This window comes from Mesorhizobium sp. P3_B5 (assembly GCF_056402815.1).
Genome location: NZ_JBFUGR010000006.1, coordinates 262775 through 284141, shown reverse-complemented (window position 1 = coordinate 284141; position 21367 = coordinate 262775). Strand labels below are relative to the sequence as shown.

At 63.0% G+C, this 21367-nt stretch carries 21 protein-coding genes and 2 tRNA genes; 5 read left to right on the top strand and 18 right to left on the bottom strand.

What is annotated here, in order from left to right:
- Positions 1 to 20 precede the first annotated feature (20 nt).
- Positions 21 to 635 (top strand): dimethylsulfonioproprionate lyase family protein, encoded by a 615-nt coding sequence (locus AC1DVW_RS18000; RefSeq protein WP_477324782.1) that lies wholly within the window; start codon positions 21 to 23, stop codon positions 633 to 635.
- A complete protein-coding gene (locus AC1DVW_RS17995; RefSeq protein ID WP_477324780.1) occupies positions 635 to 2110 on the top strand; it encodes a cobyric acid synthase in 1476 nt (491 codons plus the stop codon). The genes AC1DVW_RS18000 and AC1DVW_RS17995 overlap by 1 nt, the downstream gene beginning before the upstream one ends.
- Before the next feature lie 244 nt (positions 2111 to 2354).
- On the opposite strand, the gene AC1DVW_RS17990 is transcribed toward AC1DVW_RS17995, so the two are convergent.
- From AC1DVW_RS17990 to AC1DVW_RS17975, 4 genes are all read right to left on the bottom strand, one after another.
- Entirely contained in the window at positions 2355 to 2774 is a 420-nt protein-coding gene (locus AC1DVW_RS17990; RefSeq protein WP_477324778.1) for a VOC family protein, read from the bottom strand.
- Between the two features lie 91 nt (positions 2775 to 2865).
- On the bottom strand, positions 2866 to 3699 hold the full coding sequence (locus AC1DVW_RS17985) for a helix-turn-helix domain-containing protein (protein ID WP_477324776.1): 834 nt from the start codon (positions 3697 to 3699) through the stop codon (positions 2866 to 2868).
- Positions 3700 to 3795: 96 nt separating this feature from the next.
- Complete coding sequence (locus tag AC1DVW_RS17980; protein ID WP_477247829.1) at positions 3796 to 3966, bottom strand: hypothetical protein; 171 nt, start codon at positions 3964 to 3966, stop codon at positions 3796 to 3798.
- A 52-nt stretch (positions 3967 to 4018) separates the two neighbouring features.
- Positions 4019 to 4804: a TSUP family transporter gene (locus tag AC1DVW_RS17975; protein WP_477324774.1), complete on the bottom strand. Its 786-nt coding sequence runs from the start codon at positions 4802 to 4804 to the stop codon at positions 4019 to 4021.
- A gap of 112 nt (positions 4805 to 4916) precedes the next feature.
- Between AC1DVW_RS17975 and AC1DVW_RS17970 the strand changes: the two genes are divergently transcribed.
- Positions 4917 to 5348 (top strand): TerB family tellurite resistance protein, encoded by a 432-nt coding sequence (locus tag AC1DVW_RS17970; protein WP_477324772.1) that lies wholly within the window; start codon positions 4917 to 4919, stop codon positions 5346 to 5348.
- Between the two features lie 52 nt (positions 5349 to 5400).
- Here AC1DVW_RS17970 and AC1DVW_RS17965 read toward each other — a convergent pair whose 3' ends face one another.
- From AC1DVW_RS17965 to AC1DVW_RS17945, 5 genes are all read right to left on the bottom strand, one after another.
- Complete coding sequence (locus AC1DVW_RS17965) at positions 5401 to 7023, bottom strand: ABC transporter ATP-binding protein (protein ID WP_477324771.1); 1623 nt, start codon at positions 7021 to 7023, stop codon at positions 5401 to 5403.
- Complete coding sequence (locus tag AC1DVW_RS17960; protein ID WP_477276822.1) at positions 7020 to 7889, bottom strand: ABC transporter permease; 870 nt, start codon at positions 7887 to 7889, stop codon at positions 7020 to 7022. The genes AC1DVW_RS17965 and AC1DVW_RS17960 overlap by 4 nt, the downstream gene beginning before the upstream one ends.
- Entirely contained in the window at positions 7886 to 8833 is a 948-nt protein-coding gene (locus AC1DVW_RS17955) for an ABC transporter permease (RefSeq protein WP_477276820.1), read from the bottom strand. The genes AC1DVW_RS17960 and AC1DVW_RS17955 overlap by 4 nt, the downstream gene beginning before the upstream one ends.
- Positions 8834 to 9092: 259 nt before the next feature.
- A complete protein-coding gene (locus AC1DVW_RS17950) occupies positions 9093 to 10571 on the bottom strand; it encodes an ABC transporter substrate-binding protein (protein ID WP_477276818.1) in 1479 nt (492 codons plus the stop codon).
- A gap of 142 nt (positions 10572 to 10713) precedes the next feature.
- Positions 10714 to 12003, bottom strand: a complete 1290-nt coding sequence (locus tag AC1DVW_RS17945; RefSeq protein WP_477324769.1) for an acetylornithine deacetylase/succinyl-diaminopimelate desuccinylase family protein — start codon at positions 12001 to 12003, stop codon at positions 10714 to 10716.
- 218 nt (positions 12004 to 12221) lie between these two features.
- Here AC1DVW_RS17945 and AC1DVW_RS17940 point away from each other — a divergent pair, with 218 nt between their 5' ends.
- A complete protein-coding gene (locus AC1DVW_RS17940; protein WP_477247846.1) occupies positions 12222 to 12653 on the top strand; it encodes a L,D-transpeptidase in 432 nt (143 codons plus the stop codon).
- A gap of 221 nt (positions 12654 to 12874) precedes the next feature.
- Entirely contained in the window at positions 12875 to 13726 is an 852-nt protein-coding gene (locus AC1DVW_RS17935; RefSeq protein ID WP_477324767.1) for a hypothetical protein, read from the top strand.
- Positions 13727 to 13862: 136 nt separating this feature from the next.
- Here AC1DVW_RS17935 and AC1DVW_RS17930 read toward each other — a convergent pair whose 3' ends face one another.
- The 9 genes from AC1DVW_RS17930 to AC1DVW_RS17890 all read right to left on the bottom strand — a co-directional run bounded on the left by AC1DVW_RS17930 (position 13863) and on the right by AC1DVW_RS17890 (position 21342).
- On the bottom strand, positions 13863 to 14855 hold the full coding sequence (locus tag AC1DVW_RS17930) for a lipid A biosynthesis lauroyl acyltransferase (RefSeq protein ID WP_477324765.1): 993 nt from the start codon (positions 14853 to 14855) through the stop codon (positions 13863 to 13865).
- A gap of 4 nt (positions 14856 to 14859) precedes the next feature.
- Positions 14860 to 15888, bottom strand: a complete 1029-nt coding sequence (locus AC1DVW_RS17925) for a zinc-binding dehydrogenase (RefSeq protein WP_477247852.1) — start codon at positions 15886 to 15888, stop codon at positions 14860 to 14862.
- A 36-nt stretch (positions 15889 to 15924) separates the two neighbouring features.
- Positions 15925 to 17196, bottom strand: a complete 1272-nt coding sequence (locus AC1DVW_RS17920) for a beta-ketoacyl-ACP synthase (RefSeq protein WP_477276813.1) — start codon at positions 17194 to 17196, stop codon at positions 15925 to 15927.
- A 13-nt stretch (positions 17197 to 17209) separates the two neighbouring features.
- A complete protein-coding gene (locus AC1DVW_RS17915) occupies positions 17210 to 18400 on the bottom strand; it encodes a beta-ketoacyl-ACP synthase (RefSeq protein ID WP_477324763.1) in 1191 nt (396 codons plus the stop codon).
- A 58-nt stretch (positions 18401 to 18458) separates the two neighbouring features.
- Positions 18459 to 18740, bottom strand: coding sequence for an acyl carrier protein (locus tag AC1DVW_RS17910; RefSeq protein WP_006335407.1), 282 nt, complete (start codon positions 18738 to 18740; stop codon positions 18459 to 18461).
- A 176-nt stretch (positions 18741 to 18916) separates the two neighbouring features.
- Complete coding sequence (locus AC1DVW_RS17905) at positions 18917 to 20059, bottom strand: slipin family protein (protein ID WP_477324761.1); 1143 nt, start codon at positions 20057 to 20059, stop codon at positions 18917 to 18919.
- 364 nt (positions 20060 to 20423) lie between these two features.
- Positions 20424 to 20499 (bottom strand) — tRNA-Asn (locus AC1DVW_RS17900).
- Between the two features lie 2 nt (positions 20500 to 20501).
- Positions 20502 to 20575 (bottom strand) — tRNA-OTHER (locus tag AC1DVW_RS17895).
- 218 nt (positions 20576 to 20793) lie between these two features.
- Positions 20794 to 21342, bottom strand: coding sequence for a histidine phosphatase family protein (locus AC1DVW_RS17890; protein WP_477247858.1), 549 nt, complete (start codon positions 21340 to 21342; stop codon positions 20794 to 20796).
- Positions 21343 to 21367: the final 25 nt, after the last annotated feature.

The following is a 21367-nucleotide window of genomic DNA, read 5'->3' as shown; positions in this document are numbered from 1 at the left end:
ATGGATGCTCGGAGCAAGGTGTGACGGCAAATTTCGATGAACTGCTCGAAGGCTTCCGCAGCTTTCTCTCGATATTTGATGACGGGCTGGTGTGCGATGCCGTGGCCAGGATCGGCTGGGACATGCAGGCCCGACCGCTCGACCCGCATCCGCTCGCCTGCCTTCACCAACTCGACCGCATCGTCGAACTGGCGCCGGCGAGCGCCAGGCCGCTGGCGCGGCTGCTGGCGGAGCGTCGCAATGATTTCCGCTGGGGCCAAACCTACAGTGAGGCGGATTTCGGCAAGGCGTTCATCGACAATTACGGCTGGCTGGAGGTGTTCGGCACGCGCGGCCACTTCGTCAATGACGAGGTCGCGGCCGGCCTGCTGATCCTTGGACCTGACATCGTCTATCCCGACCATCACCACATCGCCGAGGAAATCTACATCCCGCTGACCGGCGGCACCGAGTGGCGCATGGGCGAGAGCGGGTTTCGCGTTCGCCAGGCAAGCGAGGTGATCCACCATGCGTCTGATGTGAACCACGCCATGCGCACCGGCAAGGAGCCGCTGCTGGCGCTCTACATCTGGCGCGGCGGACCGCTGGCGGCGAAGTCGACGATCACCGGAACCGTTTCGCAGGGCAAGGACTGATGGCCAAGGCGATCATGCTGCAAGGCACCGGCTCCGATGTCGGCAAGACGGTTCTGGTCGCGGGTCTTTGCCGTGCGGCCAAGAAGCGTGGGCTAAAGGTGCGGCCGTTCAAGCCACAGAACATGTCGAACAACGCGGCGGTCGCCGACATTCCGGGTGACAACAATGCCGGCGGCGGCGAAATCGGCCGTGCCCAATGGCTGCAGGCGATCGCCTGCGGTGTGACGCCAACCGTCCACATGAACCCGGTGCTGCTGAAGCCGCAGACCGATATCGGCGCGCAGGTGGTGGTGCAAGGCAAGGTGTTTGGCGAGGCAAGGGCGCGCGACTATCAGGCGCTGAAGGGCCGGCTGATGGACGCTGTTCTGGAGTCCTGGGCGAAGGTCGGCGAGGGCGCCGATCTGGTCATCGTCGAGGGTGCGGGATCGCCGGCCGAGATCAATTTGAGAAGCCGCGACATCGCCAATATGGGCTTTGCGACGCGCGCCAACGTGCCGGTGATCCTGGTCGGTGACATCGACCGGGGCGGCGTCATCGCCTCTGTTGCCGGTACGCATCTGATCCTGCCGGAAGCGGATCGACGCATGATCGCCGGCTACCTCATCAACAAGTTCCGCGGCGATGTCTCGCTGTTCGATGACGGCCTCAAGGCGATCGAGAAATTCACCGGCTGGCGCTGCTTTGGTGTCGTGCCGTGGCTGAAGGCGGCGGCACGGCTGCCTTCGGAGGATTCCGTTGTGCTCGAACGGCTGGTGTCCGGTGAGAAGCGGGCGCTGAAGGTCGCGGTGCCGATGCTTGGCCGCATCGCCAATTTCGACGATCTCGATCCGCTCAAGGCCGAGCCGCAGGTGGAAGTGGTGTTCGTGCCGCCCGGTCAACGCCTGCCTGAAGATGCCGGGCTGGTGGTCATTCCCGGTTCAAAATCGACGATCGGCGATCTCCTGAAATTTCGCGAGAATGGCTGGGACCGCGATCTGCTCGCTCACAGGAAACGCGGCGGCCACGTCGTCGGCATTTGCGGTGGCTTCCAGATGCTGGGGAAAGTCGTGCGCGACCCCGACGGCATCGAGGGGAGCGTCACCGAGGCCGAGGGGCTTGGCCTGCTCGACGTCGAAACAGTGATGGAGCCGGAAAAGACGGTGCGCAACGTCAACGCCCGCTCAGTGCCGTTCGATCTGCCGCTTCAGGGCTATGAGATCCATCTCGGCCGAACCACGGGTGCGGACATGGCTCGGCCGTCAGCCGTCATCAACGGCGTGGACGATGGCGCCATTTCCGCCGACGGCAAGGTGTCTGGCACCTATCTGCACGGCCTGTTCTCAGCCGACGCCTTTCGCGCCCGGTTCCTGGAAAACCTCGGCGTCAAAGGCGGCGGCATCGACTACCGCGCCGAGGTCGAACGGGCGCTGGACGAGGTCGCAGCCGAGCTGGAGACCCATCTCGACTGTGACGCGATTTTTGGGCTGGCGAGGTAGAGCCGCCTATCGTTTCGTCATCCACGGGCGGAGCAAGGAGCGAAGCGACGCAGCGCAGACCCGAGGATCCATGCCGCGAGGTTAAGGCGTTGCAACGGTTCAGAATTCTGCTCCGCTGCATCCTTCGACAAAGGTCACGGCATGGATCCTAGGGTCTCCGCGACGTCGCTTCGCGACTGCTTCACCCTAGGATGACGAAGGTGGGGGCGCTTCGGCCAATCTCGAACCCCCCAGCGCTGCCGGTTCAGGCCTTCTCGCCCGCCTTTGGCCAATAAGTGCCGAACGACCAGACATTGCCTTCCGGGTCGCGGCAGATGAATTCACGGCTGCCATAGTCGCGGTCGACGAGTTCTTCGAGGATTTCGGCGCCGGCCTTTTTGGCGCTGAGATAGGTGGCGTCGGCGTCAGTGACGGCGACGTAGATGGCCCTGCCGCCACCAGAGCCCGGCGCGCCGACCATCTGGCCAAACTTGTCGTCGCGCGCCGTGCCCAGCATGATCATCGACGAGCCGAAGGTCAGTTCGGCATGATGCACGACATCGCCTTCGCCGTAGCGGGCACGGACGCTGAAGCCGAAGGCCTCGCACAGCCAGTCGATCATTCTTGCCGCGTTCCTGTAGCGCAGCGTTGGGTAAAGCCGGGGCGGTTCAGTGGTTGTGGGCATGACGATCTCCTTCGGTTGGGTTGGTCGATACCCCAATCTGGGCGAAGGCGGTTCCGGGGTCTTGAAGAAATGTTACCTCGGCAAGGCGCCATTATGCCTGGACGGCAAGCGCGGTCGGCGTCCGGCCGGCAAGGTCGCGGAACTCGCGCACCAGATGCGCCTGGTCGGCATAGCCGCAGTTGGCGGCGATGTCGGCCCAATCGTTCTCGCCCTGTCGCGACAGCCCAAGCGCGCGGTTGAAGCGGACGATGCGCGACAGCGTCTTGGGTCCGACGCCGATCGCGTCGGAGAATTTTCCGGCAAGATGCTTGCGGCTCCAGCCCAATCTGTCGGAAAGCGATGCAATGCGAATGCGGCCGCCCGAAGCGGTGATCCTGTCATAGGCCCAGGCGATTTCGGCTTGCGTTTCGCGGGCCTCGGTCAACCGGTTGGCGACGAAGGTTTCGGCGATGGCAAAGCGCGTGTTCCAGTCCCGCGCATTGCCGAGCTTATCGCGCAACGCGATGCCTTCAAGGCCGAGCACATCGTCGAGGCCAACCATGCTGTCCGTCAATTCGCTCATCGGCTGGCCGAAGAACCGGCGGGCGCCAAGCGGGGTAAAATTGATCTGGATGCAGCAGGCGCCGCCGAAGGATTCGATCACCACCGGCCCGGCATAGAGGCCGGCGGCGAAACTGGCGAAGCGGTCATTGTCGCCGGGGTCCTTGCCGAGGCCGATGGAAAAAGGTTCGGCGAAGCTGATGACCAGCGGCACGGTCAGCGAGGCGTATTCGACGTTGCGGAAATGGCCAGGCGCCGTTTCGCGATAGCCGCATATGTCCGTCACCGCACCCTGGAGCCGATCGCCGGGTGCGCGCCGCACCATCTCGAACCGATCGGCGACCGGTCGGTCCTGGTCCTCGTGACGCTCTGTCTCGACCGGCATTGGCCGTTCCTCATGTCCGGGACGAACCTAGCAGACCATGCACCAGAATCAAAAGCGCCCGGCTTGTGGCCGGGCGCTCCGAGTTGCCTGAGATGTTTAGGCGCCGCGCATCATGCAGCCGGCGGCCAGCACGATGTAGGCGATGAGAACAATCCACACCGATGCGAGGGGAATGAACGCAAGAACGCCAAGCGCGGCGAGAATACCGATGATGGCGATGACAAGGGAAATAATAAAAATGATTTGCGTAGGTGCACTGAGATTCATGTGTGGTCCTCCTCAACATGATTCGTACCGTTACATTGTATCAGGCGCGTGATTATACACCAATCAGCTGGCGCAACGGGTTGGCGGGGTCCGCCAGCAGCTTGATCGCCAGCGCCAGGCACACGATCACCAGCAGTGGCTTGATCAGCCTGGCGCCGATGCGGATGGCAAGGCTGGCGCCGACGCGGGCGCCAAGGAACTGGGCGACACCCATCATCAGGCCGATCTTCCAGTAGACGACGCCGACAGAAGCGAAAACGATGAAGCCGCCGATGTTGGAGGCGAAATTGAGCAGCTTGGTGTGTGCGGTTGCCTTCAGCACGCCATAGCCGGCAAGGGTGACGAAGGCCAGCATGTAGAAGGAGCCCGCGCCCGGTCCGAACAGACCGTCATAGAAGCCGACCAAAGGCGCGACCGTCAGCCCGAACACGAACGGCGACAGGCGCTCCGCGCGGTCGACGTCGTCCATGTTGGGTTTGAGGGCGAAATAGAGCGCAATGGCAATCAGCAGCAGCGGCAGGAGCGCCCGCAAGAAATCGCCCGGCACGATGGTCGCCAGCAAGGCACCGGCAGCACTGCCGGCAAGCGCCAGCAGCGCCGAGGGAAGCTGCCGGCGAAGGTCGACATGGCCTTTCGAGGCGTAGTGGATGGTCGCCGAGCCGGAGCCGAACATGCCCTGCAGCTTGTTGGTTCCCAGTGTCGCGACCGGCGAAAACCCGGCGAGAAGCAGCGCTGGAATGGTGATCAGGCCGCCACCGCCGGCGATTGAATCGACGAAGCCGGCGGCAAAGCCGGCGAAGGCGAGCATGGCGACGGTCTGGGTGGCGAGGTCGAACATCGGATTTCGGGATGCGTTCGGGCGGGAAAACGGTGCAGCGGGTTCGACCACGACCACCCAGTTTGCGCAAGGCCGATTCCGCGCTACCTATGGACGATTCGAAAAGGGATTGATGGCGATGGCATTGCTCGACCAGATACGTTCGATCTTCGAGGGCGACCCCGGCGTGCGCAAGGTTGCCGACGATCCGGTGCTGTCGGCGGAACTGCTGATGCTGTTTCGCATGATCCTGGCCGACGGTTCGGTCTCGGAGAGCGAAATGGTCGCCTTCAGGCGCATCTGCAAGGAAGCCTTCGGCATTCCGGAAGCCAGCATCGACAGCGTCATCGAGTATCTCAACGAGTTCGGCTACGAGACCAACGGCTCGCAAGCCATCGCGCAATTCCGTGACCTCGACATCGAAAGGCGCAAGCTGCTCGCCCGCCATATGGCCGAGATCGCCAAGGCCGATTCGCACCTTGCCGAGAGCGAGGTGCGGCTGTTGCGCCGTACGCTCGACCTGCTCGACATCAGCCCGGTCGATGTGGTGAAGCCGGAGGAATAGGGGCAGGGCCGCCCGGCTGGGTCCCAGCTGCTTCGCTACGCGAACCGGTCGCTCACCCTTGCTCTTGCATCCGGCGTGCGATCGCGCGGTGCAAATCGGGGGCAGCCGTGACCAGCGCCTTGGCGGCCTCGGATTGCGGGTGGTCGAGCACCTCGTTGGTCCTGCCGCGCTCGACGATCTTGCCGTCATGCATCACCAGCACCTCGTCGGTGATGGCGCGGGCGACGGTCAGATCGTGAGTGATGAACAGATAGGCGATGCCGAGTTTCTGATTGAGCTCGGCGAACAGGTCGAGGATCTGGGCGCGGATCGAGACGTCGAGCGCCGAGACCGGCTCGTCGGCGACCACCAGTTTCGGCCGGGTGATGATGGCGCGGGCAATCGACAGCCGCTGGCGCTGGCCACCTGAAAACTCATGCGGATATTTGTCCATGTCGCGTGGGCTGAGGCCGACCTCATGCAACGCATGGGCCACCATTTCGCGCCGCTCGCCGGGCGCTGGCTTCTTCTCCAGCACATGCAGCGGTTCGGCCACCAGCTTTTCGACCTTCTGGCGCGGGTCGAAAGAGCCATAGGGGTCCTGGAAGACCACCTGCATGTCGCGCCTGACGGGCTTCAGCTCGGCTTCGCCCTTGCCGGTGGTGGTCTCGCCGCGAAACCGTATTGTCCCCGACGTCGATCGGTCCAGCGCCAGGATCATGCGGGCAAGTGTTGACTTGCCGCAACCGGAGCGTCCCACAAGCGCCACCGACTGGCCCGGCCCCATCGAGAAAGACACATCGTCGACGGCGCGGATCGGAACCGCGTGCTTGAACAGGGAGGTGCGCCGCCCCGGATAATCGCGGGTCACGCTTTCGACCTGAAGCAGAGGCTTGCCCTGGCCAGAATCGTGCGTTCTGGGGCGCGCCGGCACATGCATCGACGCTTGCGCCAGCTGGCGCGTGTAGGGATGCAGTTGTTCGGACAGCGTGCGCGCGGTGTCGCCGGCCTCCATCACCTCGCCATTGCGCAGAATGGTGATGCGGTCCGCCATCTCGGTCACGACAGCGAGGTCGTGCGAGATCAGCAGCAGGCCCATGCGGCTTTCCGCGACCAGGTCGCGCAAAAGGTCGAGGATCTGCGCCTGCAGCACCACGTCGAGCGCCGTGGTCGGTTCGTCGGCGATCAGCAGCTTGGGTTTCAGCGCACAGGCAATGGCGATGACGACGCGCTGGCGCTGGCCGCCGGACAGCTCGTGCGGATAGCGTGACAGCGGGAATTTTGCCGAGGGCAGGCCGACCCGATCGAGCATTTTTCGCGCCCGTTCCTCGGCATGGGCGCGGCTGGCCCTGGTGTGCCAGCGTATGCCTTCGGCAACCTGCTCGCCAATGGTCTTGACCGGGTTCAGAGCCGTCATCGGCTCCTGGAACACCATGCCGATGTCGTCGCCGCGCAAGGCGCACATCTGGTCTTCGCTCGCCGCCAGGATGTCGATGCCGTCGAAGCTGACGCGCCCGGTGGCGCGTGCCGCGAAGGGCAGCAGCCGCATCACCGTCAGCGCCGTCATCGACTTGCCTGAGCCGGATTCGCCGACCAGCCCCATCACTTCGCCGGGCGCGACGGACAGCTCGATGCCCTTCAGGATCGGTGTGTCGCCGATCGTCAGCGACAGGTTCTCGATGTCGAGCAGGCTCATCGCTGCCGCCGCGATTTTGGATCGAGAATGTCGGCGATGCCGTCGCCGAGTAGGTTCAGGCCAAGCACGGTGATGACGATCGCCATGCCGGGAAAGATCGCCATCCATGGCGCCACCACCATGCGGGTCTGCGCGTCGAACAGCATGCGGCCCCAGCTCGGCATCGGCGGCTGAGCACCAAGGCCGACATAGGACAACCCGGCTTCCGCCAGGATGCCGAGCGCAAACTGGATGGTGCCTTGCACCAGAAGCAGCGTGGCGATGTTGGGCAGCACATGTTCGATGGTGATCAGCGTCGTGCTCTTGCCGGCGGCACGCGCCGCGAGGATGAATTCGCGCGGCCAGATCGCCAGCGCGCCGGCGCGGGCGACACGCGCAAATACCGGAATGTTGAAGATGCCGATGGCGATGATGGCGTTGACCGCACCAGGCCCGAAGATGGCGGTGATCATAATTGCCGAGAGAAGCGCAGGGAAGGCGAAGACGAGGTCGTTCAACCGCATCACCGCTTCGTCGACGAGGCCGCCACGTGCCGCGGCAAAGGCGCCGAGCGGCACGCCTACACCCATGCCGATGCCGACGGCGACCAGCGCCACGGCGATCGAGTTGCGAGCGCCGACCATGATCATCGACAGGATATCGCGGCCAAAATGATCGGTACCGAACCAATGCACCAGCGAGGGCGCCTGGGTCTTGTCCGATATGACCAGTTTGGTGACGTCGTCGGGTGTCCAGACGTAGGAGAGGACCGCGATCGCCGCCACAAAGGCGGTGATGATGAAGCCGGCGAGGAACGAGCGGTTCTTGAATGCCTTGGCCAGAATGCCGGCAAGATTCTCCTCGGGAATGTCGAAGCGAAGCGTCATTGCCGGCTTCTCAGGCGCGGATCGATGACCGCATAGGAGAGATCGACCGCGAGGTTGACGGCGATGACGGCGGCGACCAGCAGCATGACGACGCTTTCGACGACGATCAGGTCGCGCTGGGTGATCGCCTGGAACACCAGCCGACCAAGGCCGGGCAGGTAGAAGACATTCTCGATGATGATGGTGCCGGCAAGCAGGAAAGCGAATTGCAGGCCCAGAATGGTCAGTACCGGGATCATGGCGTTGCGCAGCGCGTGCCGCCAAAGCACATTGCGATAGGGCAGGCCCTTGGCGCGGGCGGTGCGGATATAATCCTCGTTCAGCACTTCTATCAGCGCCGAACGGGTAACGCGGGCCAGGATCGCCGCTTGCGGCAAGGCAAGCCCCACCGCCGGCAGCAACAGCGATTTCAGTGCCGGCCACACACCGGCGCTCCAGCCGGGAAAGCCGCCGGCCGGCACCAGCCGAAGCCAGACGGCAAACAGGTAGATCAGCATCAGCGCGAACCAGAAGTTCGGTACGGCGACGCCAAGCTGGGCAGCGCCCATTGCAATCGTGTCGCCGGCCCGCCCACGCCGGCTGGCAGAGAACAGCCCGACCGGTATGGCAATCACCGTGGAGAGAGCGAGCGCGATTAGCGCCAGCGGCAGCGAGACGACAATGCGCTCGCGAACGAGGTCGATGACCGGCACCGAATAGGTGTAGGAGCGGCCGAAATCCAGGCTGAGCAAGCCGCCGGCCCAATGCAAATAGCGCAGGGCAAGCGGCGCGTTGAGGCCCATCTGGTTGCGCAGCAACTCGACCTGGTCGGCGCTGGCGTTCAGGCCCAGCATCAGCCGCGCCGGATCGCCGGGAATGATCTCCAGCACGGCGAAGACCACCATCGAAGCCAGCACCAGCGTGAGCACGGCGATGATGAGACGTTTGAGGAGGTAGGTGGTCATCGGCGCAGGACAACAGTAGCATCGTCATCCTGGGGCGAAGCAGGAGCGAAGCGACGTTGCGGAGACCCCGGGATCCATGCCGTGACGGAGGTCAAAGAGCGCGACGGTCCAAAACCAGCGTCGCCTCTCTCTGTCCCCACAGCTATGTCTCCCAGATTCTGCACCGCAGGGGCGCTAGTAAGTCACGGAATGGATCCTAGGGTCTACGCAGTTCGCTGCGCTCGCTGCTTCGCCCTAGGATGACGAAACCGAGTAAGCCTCACTCGCTCCACTTCACCTTGGTCAGGTCGTTGGCCTGGATCGGTGCGTTCTCCCACAGACCCTGCAGCTTGGCGTCCCAGACGCCGACTTTCGGCAGTTCGTAGAGGAAGCCGACCACGGCATCGTCCGCCAGGATTTTCTGCGCCTGCCCCAGCAGCTCTTTGCGCTTGGCCTCGTCGGAGGTGAAGTTGAGGTCGGCGATGATCTTGTCGAAGGCCGGATTGTCGTAGTTGAAATAATAGTCCTTGCGCGAATAGATATCGATGTCGTTGGGCTCGGTGTGGGAGACGATGGTCAGGTCGTAATCCTTCTTGGTGAACACCTGATCCAGCCACTGCGCCCATTCGACCGGAATGATCTCCAGGTCGATGCCGACGTCACGAAGCTGCGAGGCGATGATCTCGCCGCCGAGCCTGGCATAAGAGGGCGGCGGCAGCTTCAGCGTCGCCTTGAAGCCATTTTCCAGGCCCGCCTCCTTCAGCAGTTCCTTGGCTTTCGCCACGTCGTGCGGATAGCGGCCGGTGAGGTCGACATAATCCTTGCTGGCGGGCGACATGTGCGAGCCGATCGGCACGCCGAGGCCGGCCGAGGCGCCGTCGATGATCGCCTTGCGATCGAGCGCGTAGGAGATCGCCTGTCTGACCTGCAGCTTGTCGAAGGGCGGCTTCTTGTTGTTGATCGAGAGGATGGTTTCGCCCTCGGTGGCGCCGATCACCACCTTGAAGCGCGGGTCATCCTTGACCTGCGCGACGCTGTCGGGATCGAAGAACGGGAAAGCCTGGATATCGCCCGAAAGCAGCGCCGGTACGGCAGCAGCGGCATCAGGCACGATGCGGAACTCGGCCTTGTCGAGAGAAACAGGCGCGCCCCAGTAATTGTCGGATTTCACCAGCGTGATCGACGAGCCCTTGGCCCAGCTCTGGAATTTGAACGGACCGGTACCGATCGGCTTTTCCTTGTTGGTCTCGGCCGTCTCGGGCGCGACAATGACCGCGTCGCCCCAGCCCATATTGTAGAGGAAGGAGCCTTGCGGGTTCTTCAGCGTGACTTTCACTGTCGCCGGATCGACCACGTCGACCTTGTCGATTGCCGCGAACAGACCCTTTTGCGCGTTGACGGAATTGTCGGCGCGGGCGCGGTCGAGCGAGAATTTCACATCGTCGGCATTGAAGTCGGTGCCGTCATGGAATTTCACACCGGTGTGGAGCTTGAAAGTGTAGGTCTTGCCGTCATCGGAAATGGTCCAGCTCTCGGCCAGATCCGGCAGCACCTCGCCATTCGGACCGATACGCGTCAGGCCCTCGAACACGTTGGCGTAGAGCACCTCGTCGATCGCCGCCGCGGCACCGGCGGTCGGATCGAGATGCGGCGGTTCGAGCGGAATGCCGATGACCAGGTCGGTCCGCGCGGCAAAAGCCGAGGTGCCGGTGGCCAGCGCCAGTGCTGCAGCAGCGAGAATGGTTTTCCACAATTTCATCGTGCAACTCCCAATGTGCTCAAAACCCAATGTGCTCAAAACCAGGGGGATAGAAGCGTGATTTTCAGCCATAGTAAATCGCGTTTCATGCTGCGCGGGCCTGTCGGGGGGAATGTTTTTCTCAAACTGTAGGCCTGGCCAATCAAAGCGTGCCGCCGGGGCCGGCGCCCCTGAGCAGCACGTTGAGCCCGATCGCCATCACCTTCGCCGATTCCACCATGTCCGAGATACCGACCCATTCGTCGGGGCGGTGGGCGAGGTCGAGGATGCCCGGACCGTAGGCGATGCAGTCGTAGATGTGGCCGATGCGGGCAATGTGCTTCTGGTCGTAGGTGCCCGGCGAAATGACATAGTCGGGTTCGCGGTCGAAGATCGCCATGATGCCTTGCGCCACCGCCTTGACCACCGGCGCGTCGCGTTCGGTCATCAGCGGCAGCACCTCCATCAGGTCGCGGATCTCGTAGTTGAATTTTTTGCGCTCGCGCTTCAGCCGCTCGAGGATATCGGTCACTTCGCTTTTGACGGCGCCCAGATCCTCTTCCAGCAGGAAGCGGCGGTCGATGGTCAGCCGGCAGGAATCGGGCACGTTGGGCGAGGGCAGGCCGGGCCGGAAATCCTCGGTCTGGCCGCCATGGATCGAGTTGATGTTCATGGTCGAGCGCTTTGCCCCTTCGGGCACGACCGGCATGCGGGTCATCTTGCGGTCGAGGGCGGGAAACAGCTCATCCTCGAAGGCCTGCAGCACGGCACCCATGTGGCGCACCGCATTGTCGCCGAGGAAGGGCATCGAGCCATGCGCGATCTCGCCCTTGGTCTCGATCTCCGCCCACCAGACGCCGCGGTGACCAAGGCAGATACGGTCCTTGTTCAAAGGCTCGGGGATGATGACATGGTCGACCTTGGGTTTTGAGAAATAGCCGAGCCCGGCCAGATGGGCGACGCCGCCGAAGCCGCCGGACTCCTCGTCGACCGTACCCGATATTTCGATGGCGCCGGGAAAGTCCGGAAAGACTTCCATGAAGGCTTCGGCGGCAATGATCGAGGCGGCCAGGCCACCCTTCATGTCGCAGGCGCCGCGACCATAGACCTTGCCGTCCCTGACGATGCCGGCGAAGGGATCGACCGTCCAACCGTCGCCGGCTTCGACGACGTCGATGTGCGAGTTGAAATGGACGCAGGCGCCGGGCGAGCGGCCGTCGAAGCGGGCGACGACATTGACGCGCGGATAGCGGTCGCTGTCGCCGGGCGTGCCTTCGGCGCGGATGAATTCGATTTCGAAGCCGCGCTTCTTCAGTCGCGCGCCGACATATTCGGCGCAGGGCCGATAGGCCTCGCCGGGTGGGTTGATGGTCGGAAAGCGGATCAGCTCGGCAGTCAGCGTAACCAGATCATCGACGCGATCGTCGACTGCTTTGAAAAGTCGTTCGTTCATCCGGCGATTTGAGCAGGCAAAGGGGTGGTTTTGCAAGCCTGCCACCCGGTCGATATTGCGTGTCGCTGTAGCAACTATGGCGGGAAAATCGTTCAAATTCGCTGCTTTGGATTGGCGAATTTGTCAATGAGTGTGTGTTACTTCATTCACCTGTCTTTAAAAAAATGAAATACGGCGTGAAGCTGGGCAGGCAAAGGGCATCAAAGGGGTTTGATCGCATGAAGAAGTCCATTCTAGTAGCAGCAGTGATGCTGGCAACCGCGCTGTTTGGTGCGCCGACCGCAAGTTACGCGGCCATGTTGGAAGCGAGTATCGACGTGTCGTCGCAGACGATGACTGTCAGATATGGAATGTCGATCTACCGATGGACAGTCTCTACTGCTCGTCCTGGCTATTTCACGCCACGCGGCACCTACCGGCCGCAACGCACGGCGAAAATGTGGTATTCGAAAAAGTACCATATGTCGCCGATGCCTTATTCGGTGTTCTTCCACGGCGGCTACGCCATCCACGGCACGGGTGCGGTCAGGCAGCTTGGGCGTCCGGCCTCGCATGGCTGCGTGCGGCTGCACACCGCCAACGCGGCAACCTTCTATTCGATGGTACGCGAAGTCGGCTTCGGCAACACGCGGATCGTCGTTACCAACTAACTCGGCGACAAGACAGTCGATCTTATCGGACGCCGGTGTTTCACCTTCGTCTGTAGCATGCGGCTGGTTGTGTGGTTTCAAACAACTCTGACGCGAAATGTTGCAGGAATATCGCATTGGCCAACGGACTTGGTCCATGCGTCAGGTTTGGCGCTACTTATGCTTGCATCAGTGGACAGTAATGGTAGATGCCGAACAGGCAAACACGAGGGGGCTCTGTGATGTATCGACTTCTTCTTGGCGCGGCGCTTGCTGCAACAGCCACATCGGCCTTCGCCGCCGATGCCGTCGCTCCGATCGTCATGGATCCCGCTATCACCCAGCCGCATATTTCCGGCTACGTTGAGGCCTATCTCGGTGGGATTTATCTGTCGGCCGAAGGTGGTCACGAAACGGCAACGACCGCCGGCGGCGTGGGCCGCGTCAATTTCCCGATCGATTCCAGCTGGAACGTCCAGACTGACGCGTTCGTCGATTCGCTTTGGATCGAGGACATCAACATCTACGGCTACGGCGGTGCTGTTCACGGCTACTGGCGCGATCCGAGCGCCTATGCGCTTGGCGGCTTTGCGTCGATCACCGGCTATGGCGACGACTTCGGCGGCGGCCCGAACCTCTACAGCTTCGCGGTCGGACCCGAGGCCCAGGTGTACATGGGCAATGTCACCCTCTATGGCCAGGTTTATTACGGTCAGCTTCGGGCCTCAGGCGAATCCGGGCATTTCGACAATTGGGGTGGCCGGGGCGTAGTGCGCTATTTCGCCCAGGACAATCTTCGCTTTGACGGCGAACTCGGTTTTGCCCGGCTCTCGGGATTTGGCGGCCATCTCGACACCGTCACCGGCGCGCTGCAGGCCATGTACCGATTCTCCGGCACGCCCATCTCGCTGTTCGGCCGCTATCAGCTGGACCACATCTCCGCAGGCGGCGGCATAGGCGGCGGAAGCATAAACGTTCACAAATATGTAATTGGCCTGCGGGCAAGTTTCGGTTCGGACACGCTGCTCGACGAAGATCGCAACGGCGCCACGATGGATACCAATCGGCCAAACATTATTCTCCCATTGTTCTAGCAGCTTCCAACGGGCCAAAACGGACACGGATTAGACTGGAACCGCGGAGAGCAATCTCCGCGGCTTTTGTTTTTTTGCCTGCCATGGCGGACAGGCCCGGCAGCGGTGCAGGCAATGTTGCGACGCGAAGGCTTCGCTACTGGCTGGCGGCTTCCTTTGCCTGCCCGCGCCGACTGCGTCGGCGGCCGCTGATCTCCCACCTCTTGTGGAACCACATCCACTGGCCGGGATCCTCGCGCACCCAGCGCTCGACCACGTCGGCGAGAAGCTGGGTGGTGGCCGGAACATCGACGCTGCCGGCCTCGGTGCGCGGCAAAGTCAGCTTGTCCTCGATCTCCAGACGGAAACGGTTGCCCGGCAGCCGCACGCAGCGCGCGGGATAGACGTCGCAGTCATAGTGGCGGGCCAGCATGCCAAGCACCGGATTGCTCTGGCATGGACGGCCGAAAAAGGTCGTCTCCAGCCCACTCGAGAATTTCTGGTCGACCAGCACGCCGATATTGCCGCCGTTTTCCAGAATGGCGGCAAGCGCGAATGAAGCGCCGGTCGCAGAGGGCAACAAGGCGCCCATGGTCGAACGGCGCGTCGAGAGGATGTAGTCGGCCAGATAGGGATTGTTGGGCGGACGAAACAGCGCGGTTATCTTCATGCCGAAGGTGGCTGCCGCCACCGGCAGCAGTTCGAAATTGCCGAGATGGCCGGTGAACAGGATATGCGGCTTCTGCTCGCCGGCGATTTGCAGGAAATGATCGGCGCCGCCAACCTCGACCCGGCCAGGCTTCGTGGCTTTCGGATCGTAGTCGAAAAGAACGTCGAGGAAGATATACTCGGCGGCAAGGCGAGCCATGTTGCCCCACATGTCGGAGGCGATGGCTTCGATCTCGGCGTCGCTCTTTTCGGGGTAGGCGAGGCGCAGATTGCCGGTTGCGACACGGTGGCGCCCGACCAGCGGCCCGATGCGGCGGGCGACGCGATCGGCGAAATTGAGCGCCTTGTCGGCCGGCAGCAGGCGCAGCAAGGAGATGATCGTCATCGCGACACGCGCGACCAGCCAATGCTCCATCTGGCGAAGCCGCCGGCCGTAGCGAAACCCCAGGTCCCGGCGGGTTTTCTTGAAGAGTTTGTTCAAGGTTCTAGCCGACGCGCAGGATGATCTTGCCGAACACGTCGCGACCTTCCATGCGCTTCAGCGCGGCGTCGATATCGCCGAAGCCGACTTCGGTGTCGATGACCGGCGCGACGAGACCCGCCGCCATCTTCTGCATGGCGTTGGCCATGTTTTCCATGCGGCAGCCGAAGGAGCCGAGCAGCTTCAGCTGCTGCTGGAACAGCTGCATCAGGTTGATCTGCGTCGACACGCCGGAAGTCGAGCCGCAGGTCACCAGGCGTCCGCCGCGCTTCAGGCACAGCATCGAGGCGGCAAAAGTGTCTGCGCCGACATGCTCGAACACGACGTCGACGCCCTTCTTCTTGGTCAGCTTGCGCACGACGCCTTCGAAGCGGTCGTCGCGGTAGTTGATGACATGGTCGGCGCCTAGAGCCTTGGCCTTGTCGATCTTGTCGTTCGAGCCGACGGTGGTGATCACCGTGCAGCCCATCTTCTTCGCCAGTTGGATGGCTGCCGAGCCGATGCCGGAGCCGCCGGCATGGACGAGAATGGTCTCGCCGGGCTGCAGCCTGGCATTGTCGAACAGCATGTGCTCGACGGTGCCGAAGGTAACCGGCGCGACAGCCGCGCCAATGTCGGTCACGCCGGGCGGGGCCGGCACCAGCAGGCGCGCCGGCAGGTTGATTTTCTCCTGCGCAAAGCCGTCGAGATGGAAGCCATGAACGCCGGAGACATGCTCGCAGAGATTGTCGCGGCCTTCGCGGCAGGCGCGGCAGAGTCCGCAGGTGCGGGCGCCATAAATCGACACCAATTGCCCGGGAAGGAGATTGGAAACACCGGGGCCGACGGCTTCGACCTCGCCCGAAGCTTCGGCACCGACGACGAGCGGCAGCTTGCGCTTGGCGAAAGCCATGCCGCGCCAGCCCCAGACATCTATGTGGTTCAGCGCCACCGCCTTGATGCGCAGCGTGACTTCGCCGAGCGAAGGCGGTGGGGGAGACGGCAGGTCCACCGTCTCAAGACGGCGATCCTCGATAAGTTGCAATGCGCGCATTGAGCCTGTCGGTTCTGATTGGCGGAAAGAGGTCGCTTAGACCGGTTCCCGCGCCATGACAAGGCAAGTGTTCTGGCCGCCGAAGCCGAAGGAGTTCGACAAGACGGTGCCAACCTCGGCGTTGCGCTTCTTGTTGGGCACCACGTCGAGCACGATCGCCGGATCGGGATTGTCGTAGTTGATGGTCGGCGGGATGACGCTTTCGCGCATGGTCATCAGCGAAAACGCCGCTTCGACGGCACCTGCCGCCGATAGCGTATGGCCGATCATCGACTTGTTCGACGAGACCGGCATCGAGCCGATCCGATCGCCGAACACGGTCGACAGCGACAGATGCTCCATCTTGTCGTTTTCAGGCGTCGACGTGCCATGGGCGTTGACGTAGTCGATCTCGTCTTTGCTCAAACCGGCATCGGCAAGGGCGGCGCGAACCGCGGCGATCGCCGGCGAACCGTCGGGCTTGGAGCGGGTGCGGTGGAAATCGTCGGCTTTTTCGCCGCAGCCGCGCAGGATGCCGAGGATGGTCGCGCCACGGGCAAGAGCCGCTTCCAGCGATTCCAGCACAAGCGCACCCGAGCCCTCGGCCAGCACGAATCCGTCACGGTCCTTGGAGAACGGCTTGGATGCCTTCTCCGGGATGTCGTTGTGGGTCGACAGCGCCGACAGCAGCGAGAAGCGGATCAGCGCCTCGGCGGTCGCCGAGCCATCGGCGCCAATCGCCAGCGCCCGGTCGCATTCGCCGCGGCGGATCGCCTCGACGCCGAGCTGGATGGCCGTGGCGCCCGAGGCGCAAGCCGTCGATAGCGTGATCGGCAGGCCCCGTGTGCCGAAGGCGTCGGCAAGCCGGTCGGCGATCGACCCGAACTGGGTGGTTTCGAAGATGTCGAATTCCTTCAGTCCGCGCGCCACCCGCAGCAGCCTTTCGGCGCCGGCATCCTGGCTGTCAGAATTGTAGAGCGAAAATCGTTCGCTCCAGTCGAGTTCGACCGGCGGTGAGGCGAGGAACAGCGGTCCGCCGAAATCGCCGGAATCAAGACCGGATTCCGCGACCGCTTCGCGCGCGGCGGTCTCGGCCAGTTCGTAGGTCAGGAGGCTGGCTCCCTTGGAACTGGACGGCAGAAAGTCGACCATGCCCGAGATGCGCGTGTTCAGATGATCGACCGGAAAGCGTGTGATCGGATGGATGCCGGACTTGCCGGAGGTCAGTGCCGCCCAATTGTCGGTCTTGCCGACGCCGAGCGAGGTCACCACACCGATGCCGGTGACGGCGACGATCGGCCTGCCCATATGATCGTTCAGATTGGCCATTTTTTCTTGAACCTCAGTCGGCAGCGTTGACCAGCGCCAAGCCCTCGAATTGGTGATAGCCGATCGCCGTTGCAAGCACCGTCTTCGGAACGCCTTTAAATGGCTTCTCGGCAGCGGCATCGAAGGCGGGGTAGGCGGCCTTACGGTCGACGGCCAGCGCCGCCAGCGCCACGGCAAAGGGAAACTGCGCTTCCTTCATATGGCCGGTTAGCGTCGAGAAACCGCGCGCTGATATCGTCGGATTGGCATCGAGCGCCGATTTCTCGGCTGCGGTCGCGGCATGCGCGCCTGAAGCGCCGGAGATGGCGAGCAATTCGCCGTTCGGCAATGCGGCCTGCTTGAGCAGCGCGGCAATGCTGGCGTCGAGTTCGCCCTGCCGGCGCTTGGCGCGCCCTGAAACAACCGGGCCGAGTTCGGCATAGATTTTTCGCCCGCGGTTTGTCGCGTGTTCACGCTGTTCCAGCACCAGGAAGGCGCCGCCGGATCCGGTCACCACGCCGCCGCCCTCGGCGCCTTGCCTTTGCCAGACCGGCTTCCAGGCGCCGCGGTGCAGATAGCCGGCCAGTTCGTAGCCAAGCAGCATGTCGGAATGTTCGGTCTGGAAGGCGCCGCCGACCAGTATATGCGTCGACTGGCCGGAGCGGATGCGCGCGGCAGCCGTCTCTACAGCGGCGACGCCTGCCCCTTCCTCACCCATGAAGGTGCGCGAGGAACCGGTCACCTTGTGGACGATCGAGATGTTGCCGGCGAGCAGGTTGGAAAGCTGGGCTAGAAACAGCGTCGGGCGCAGTTCCGTGGTCAGCTTCTCGTTGAGCAGCACGTCGCGGTCGTTGCGGCTTTCCGAAGCGGCGAGAATGGCGGCGTCGACCGCTTCGTCGCGCTCGCCGCCGCCGGCGGCCACCACCATGTCCATGGTCGTGCAGAGCTCGTCATTGCCCTTGATGCCGGCATCGTCCAGCGCCAGGCCGGCGGCATAGGTGCCGAGCCGCTGCCAGGTTTCCATCTGCCGCTGGTCGCCGCGCTTGACGATCTGCAGGTTCCAGTCGATCTCCGGCAAGGGATGGACGGTGTAGGGCGAGAAGCGCGCGGCTTCGAGCACGGGGGTCAGACCCGGCTGGGCGAGCTTCTGCCAGTGCGCATCCGGTCCTTCTCCCAGCGAGGAGACAAGGCCAATGCCAGTGATGACGACGTCGTGGGGGCTCATGGGCGGCTGTTGTGGGTCAGGCTGCAAGGCGCGTCAAGGTCGCGCGGCTTGGACCACATCAGGCGTTCTTGGCCGCGACCAGCGCGTCGATCTTGGCGCACAGGTTCTTCATGACGAAATAGTCGTCGGTCGAAGCCTTGCCGTCATTGACTTCCTGGGTCCACTTTTCGAGCGGTACCTTGATGCCGAATTCCTTGTCGATGGCAAAGACGATGTCGAGGAAGTCGAGGCTGTCGATGCCGAGATCGTCAATGGTGTGGCTTTCAGGCGTGATGGTGTCGATATCGATTTCGCTGGTGTCGGCGATGATCTTGGCGACTTTGTCGAACGTGGTGGACAAGGGCTTTTCCTTCGGTTGCGGGCGGAATCTGTCCGCATGTGTTTGGGCGCTGTCTAATCGGTTTTTCCCGGCAGGAAAAGGCCTGATACGCCGGGCACAGATGGGATGGCCGTTTCGCGAACGCAAGAAGGGGCCGCCGGTGGCCCGGCGGCCCTTCCCATTAACGTTTCGTCAGCTCAGCTGTCGCGGAGCTTGACCAGGTCGTTGAGCAGCCCGGCCGTTCCGTTGTGGACGGTCAACCGCTCGACCTTGCCGGCGATGGTCTCCAGAGCCTCGAGCTCCTTCAACCGCAGCATCACCGGGTTCTCGGCCATCACCCTGGCCGTGTTGAGCAGGGAACGCGTGGCGTTCGTCTCCTCGCGGCGGCGGATGATGTTGGCCTCGGCCTGCTTTTCGGCCGACACCACCTGGTTGAGGATCTCGCGCATCTCACCCGGCAGGATGACATCCTTGAGGGCGATATCGCTGACCTCGACCCCGATCTCGGCCATGTCGGCACGGACCTTGCCGGCAGCCTCCTCGTCGATCGTCACCTTCTTTTCGAGGATCTGATCGAGCGTGAGCGCTCCTAGGGCCTTGCGGAAGGCATACTGGAGGGCGCGGTAGAGGGCTTCGGAGAAGTCCTTCACAGCGCTCACCGCCTTGACCGGGTCGACGACCCGGTATTCGGCGGCGATGTTGACGCGGATCGTGACGCGATCCTTGGTCAGCACTTCCTGTCCGGCGACATCGAGCGACTGGCGCTTGAGGTCGACGACCTTGATCTGCACCATGCGTCCAACGTTCCAGAAGCCATGCACGCCCGCCGTCAGCGTGCGCACAAGGGCGCCGTCGACGAAGAGCAGTCCGGCCTGACCGTCGACGACCGGATGGACGGACATCAGTTCCGTCTTCCTGCTCTGGCCGAGCCGGCGCATGACCGCCGGGTCAATCGTCAGATCGGCTGCGGTGTCGATCACCGTCACATTCCACGGTCCGGCATCGGTCCACAGCACGAGCTTGCGATCGGGCGCCAGAACGGCGTGGAGGTTGCCGTCACGCTCGATGATTGCGACGTCCGTGCGCCCGGTGCGAACGACGGTGAAATGACGCGCGGCCACATCCGGGAGCTTGTCGAACAACGCCTTCTCGTACGCCGAAACGAATTCCGGGTTCTTCAGATCGTGCCGGAACACCTCTAGGCTCTGGCGCCGGTTGGCGAGCCAATGCTCACCCGGCAGCAGCACAGCCTTGATCTCCCCCTTGTAGAGGGTGATGGCACGTTCGTTTTCCTTTACGAGGACGCGCTCGCGTCCAAGAACCTTATCGAGAATGGTCATTGTCATTACTCCTGTCGGGCATGGCCCCATGCGAGGCGTCACGTCATGCGTCGATCATCCTTTCGTTTCTCGTTTCACGTCGTCTCTCTGCTTCCTGGTCCGGACACGAATGATCCGGAGACTGGTGGCATCAATTCGCAGCGGGCCTTCGGGAGCGGATCGCGAGGCAGCGAAGCGGGCGCCGGAGGCCTAGGCCACCCTTGCCGGCAACGCTGCGCCTTGATCGTCACCGCGGCCTGGCCGCGAGCCGATGGCGTCAGACCCTTCAGGTCCGGCCCGCACCCGAAGGCTTGAGCCGTGCGTCAGATCTTCGGCATTCCAGTCCCCGGACCGTTTTCAGATAACACCTGCATGGTGCTTGGCTTGGAAGGCCAATGGAGAAGGAATCGAACCTTCGACAGTCAGATTAACAATCTGATGCTCTACCAAACTGAGCTATCCGTGGTGCAAACGGCAGGAATCGAACCTGCGACCTCCGGACCCAAATCCGGCGCTCTACCGCTGAGCTACATCCGCGATCCCAATCCCCAAAACGGCGCCGTACACAGGGTGGCAATGCCGCCTGCGCGGGCGGAGACAAAAGCTCCAACCGTTGTGCTCGCTTCGGTTTTCGTGACCGGGAGCGCGCCTATAGCCCCTGCGACGGGTTGTCGCAAGCGGCATTGTCGTGGCGGATTTGCGGCTTCTTTCAGTGGTTGTATTTCGGCAACACCTGCCTGTGGGCGTTCGCGCCGTCAGAAGGTGACGCGGCCGAGCACGCGCAAACCATCGCCCTGCGGCTCGACCACCACCGCTTCCCCTTCGCGCGGCGAGATGCCGGTCAGTGCCACGATGTTTTCGAGGTGGGTGACCATGACCAGATTGTCGGAGCCGGAATAGCCGCGAATCTCGGTCATGATCGCGGCGATCTGGGCTGCCTTTTCCGTCGCGTCGGTCTTCAGGAGATCGAGCGGTGCGAAGGGTTCCGGCTCGGCTTCGAAGGCGATGCGGGCAGTGTCGAGGCAGCGGCAGTAGCGGCTGGACAGCACGCGCTCGATGGGTGCGGCGCGGGCGGCAAACAGCGCGCCGATCTTGCTTGCCTGCTGCTGGCCGCGTGCCGAGAGGTTGATCTGGGTGGCGCATTTGGTGATGTCAAAATTTGCCGGATCGGTGGTGCCGGTGACCATTGCGTGGCGAAGCAGCACGACATGTCCGCCATCAGCCAGCAGCGCCCAGCCGGAATCCGTTGCATGGGCCACGGCGGGAATGACCAGCAGAAACAGTGCCAGGGCAAGTCGAAGCATCAGTTATCTTTCTCCCGGTCGCCGG

Bases quoted from the DNA above. Each gene is read 5' to 3' on its own strand.
- AC1DVW_RS17905 (WP_477324761.1), bottom strand. From the start codon at position 20,059: ATGACCATTCTCGATAAGGTTCTTGGACGCGAGCGCGTCCTCGTAAAG.
- AC1DVW_RS17920 (WP_477276813.1), bottom strand. From the start codon at position 17,196: ATGGCCAATCTGAACGATCATATGGGCAGGCCGATCGTCGCCGTCACC.
- AC1DVW_RS17955 (WP_477276820.1), bottom strand. From the start codon at position 8,833: ATGACCACCTACCTCCTCAAACGTCTCATCATCGCCGTGCTCACGCTG.
- AC1DVW_RS17980 (WP_477247829.1), bottom strand. From the start codon at position 3,966: ATGAATCTCAGTGCACCTACGCAAATCATTTTTATTATTTCCCTTGTC.
- AC1DVW_RS17940 (WP_477247846.1), top strand. From the start codon at position 12,222: ATGAAGAAGTCCATTCTAGTAGCAGCAGTGATGCTGGCAACCGCGCTG.
- AC1DVW_RS17945 (WP_477324769.1), bottom strand. From the start codon at position 12,003: ATGAACGAACGACTTTTCAAAGCAGTCGACGATCGCGTCGATGATCTG.
- AC1DVW_RS17965 (WP_477324771.1), bottom strand. From the start codon at position 7,023: ATGAGCCTGCTCGACATCGAGAACCTGTCGCTGACGATCGGCGACACA.
- AC1DVW_RS17985 (WP_477324776.1), bottom strand. From the start codon at position 3,699: ATGCCGGTCGAGACAGAGCGTCACGAGGACCAGGACCGACCGGTCGCC.
- AC1DVW_RS17990 (WP_477324778.1), bottom strand. From the start codon at position 2,774: ATGCCCACAACCACTGAACCGCCCCGGCTTTACCCAACGCTGCGCTAC.
- AC1DVW_RS17960 (WP_477276822.1), bottom strand. From the start codon at position 7,889: ATGACGCTTCGCTTCGACATTCCCGAGGAGAATCTTGCCGGCATTCTG.
- AC1DVW_RS17935 (WP_477324767.1), top strand. From the start codon at position 12,875: ATGTATCGACTTCTTCTTGGCGCGGCGCTTGCTGCAACAGCCACATCG.
- AC1DVW_RS17890 (WP_477247858.1), bottom strand. From the start codon at position 21,342: ATGCTTCGACTTGCCCTGGCACTGTTTCTGCTGGTCATTCCCGCCGTG.
- AC1DVW_RS17995 (WP_477324780.1), top strand. From the start codon at position 635: ATGGCCAAGGCGATCATGCTGCAAGGCACCGGCTCCGATGTCGGCAAG.
- AC1DVW_RS17925 (WP_477247852.1), bottom strand. From the start codon at position 15,888: ATGCGCGCATTGCAACTTATCGAGGATCGCCGTCTTGAGACGGTGGAC.
- AC1DVW_RS17975 (WP_477324774.1), bottom strand. From the start codon at position 4,804: ATGTTCGACCTCGCCACCCAGACCGTCGCCATGCTCGCCTTCGCCGGC.
- AC1DVW_RS17915 (WP_477324763.1), bottom strand. From the start codon at position 18,400: ATGAGCCCCCACGACGTCGTCATCACTGGCATTGGCCTTGTCTCCTCG.
- AC1DVW_RS17950 (WP_477276818.1), bottom strand. From the start codon at position 10,571: ATGAAATTGTGGAAAACCATTCTCGCTGCTGCAGCACTGGCGCTGGCC.
- AC1DVW_RS17970 (WP_477324772.1), top strand. From the start codon at position 4,917: ATGGCGATGGCATTGCTCGACCAGATACGTTCGATCTTCGAGGGCGAC.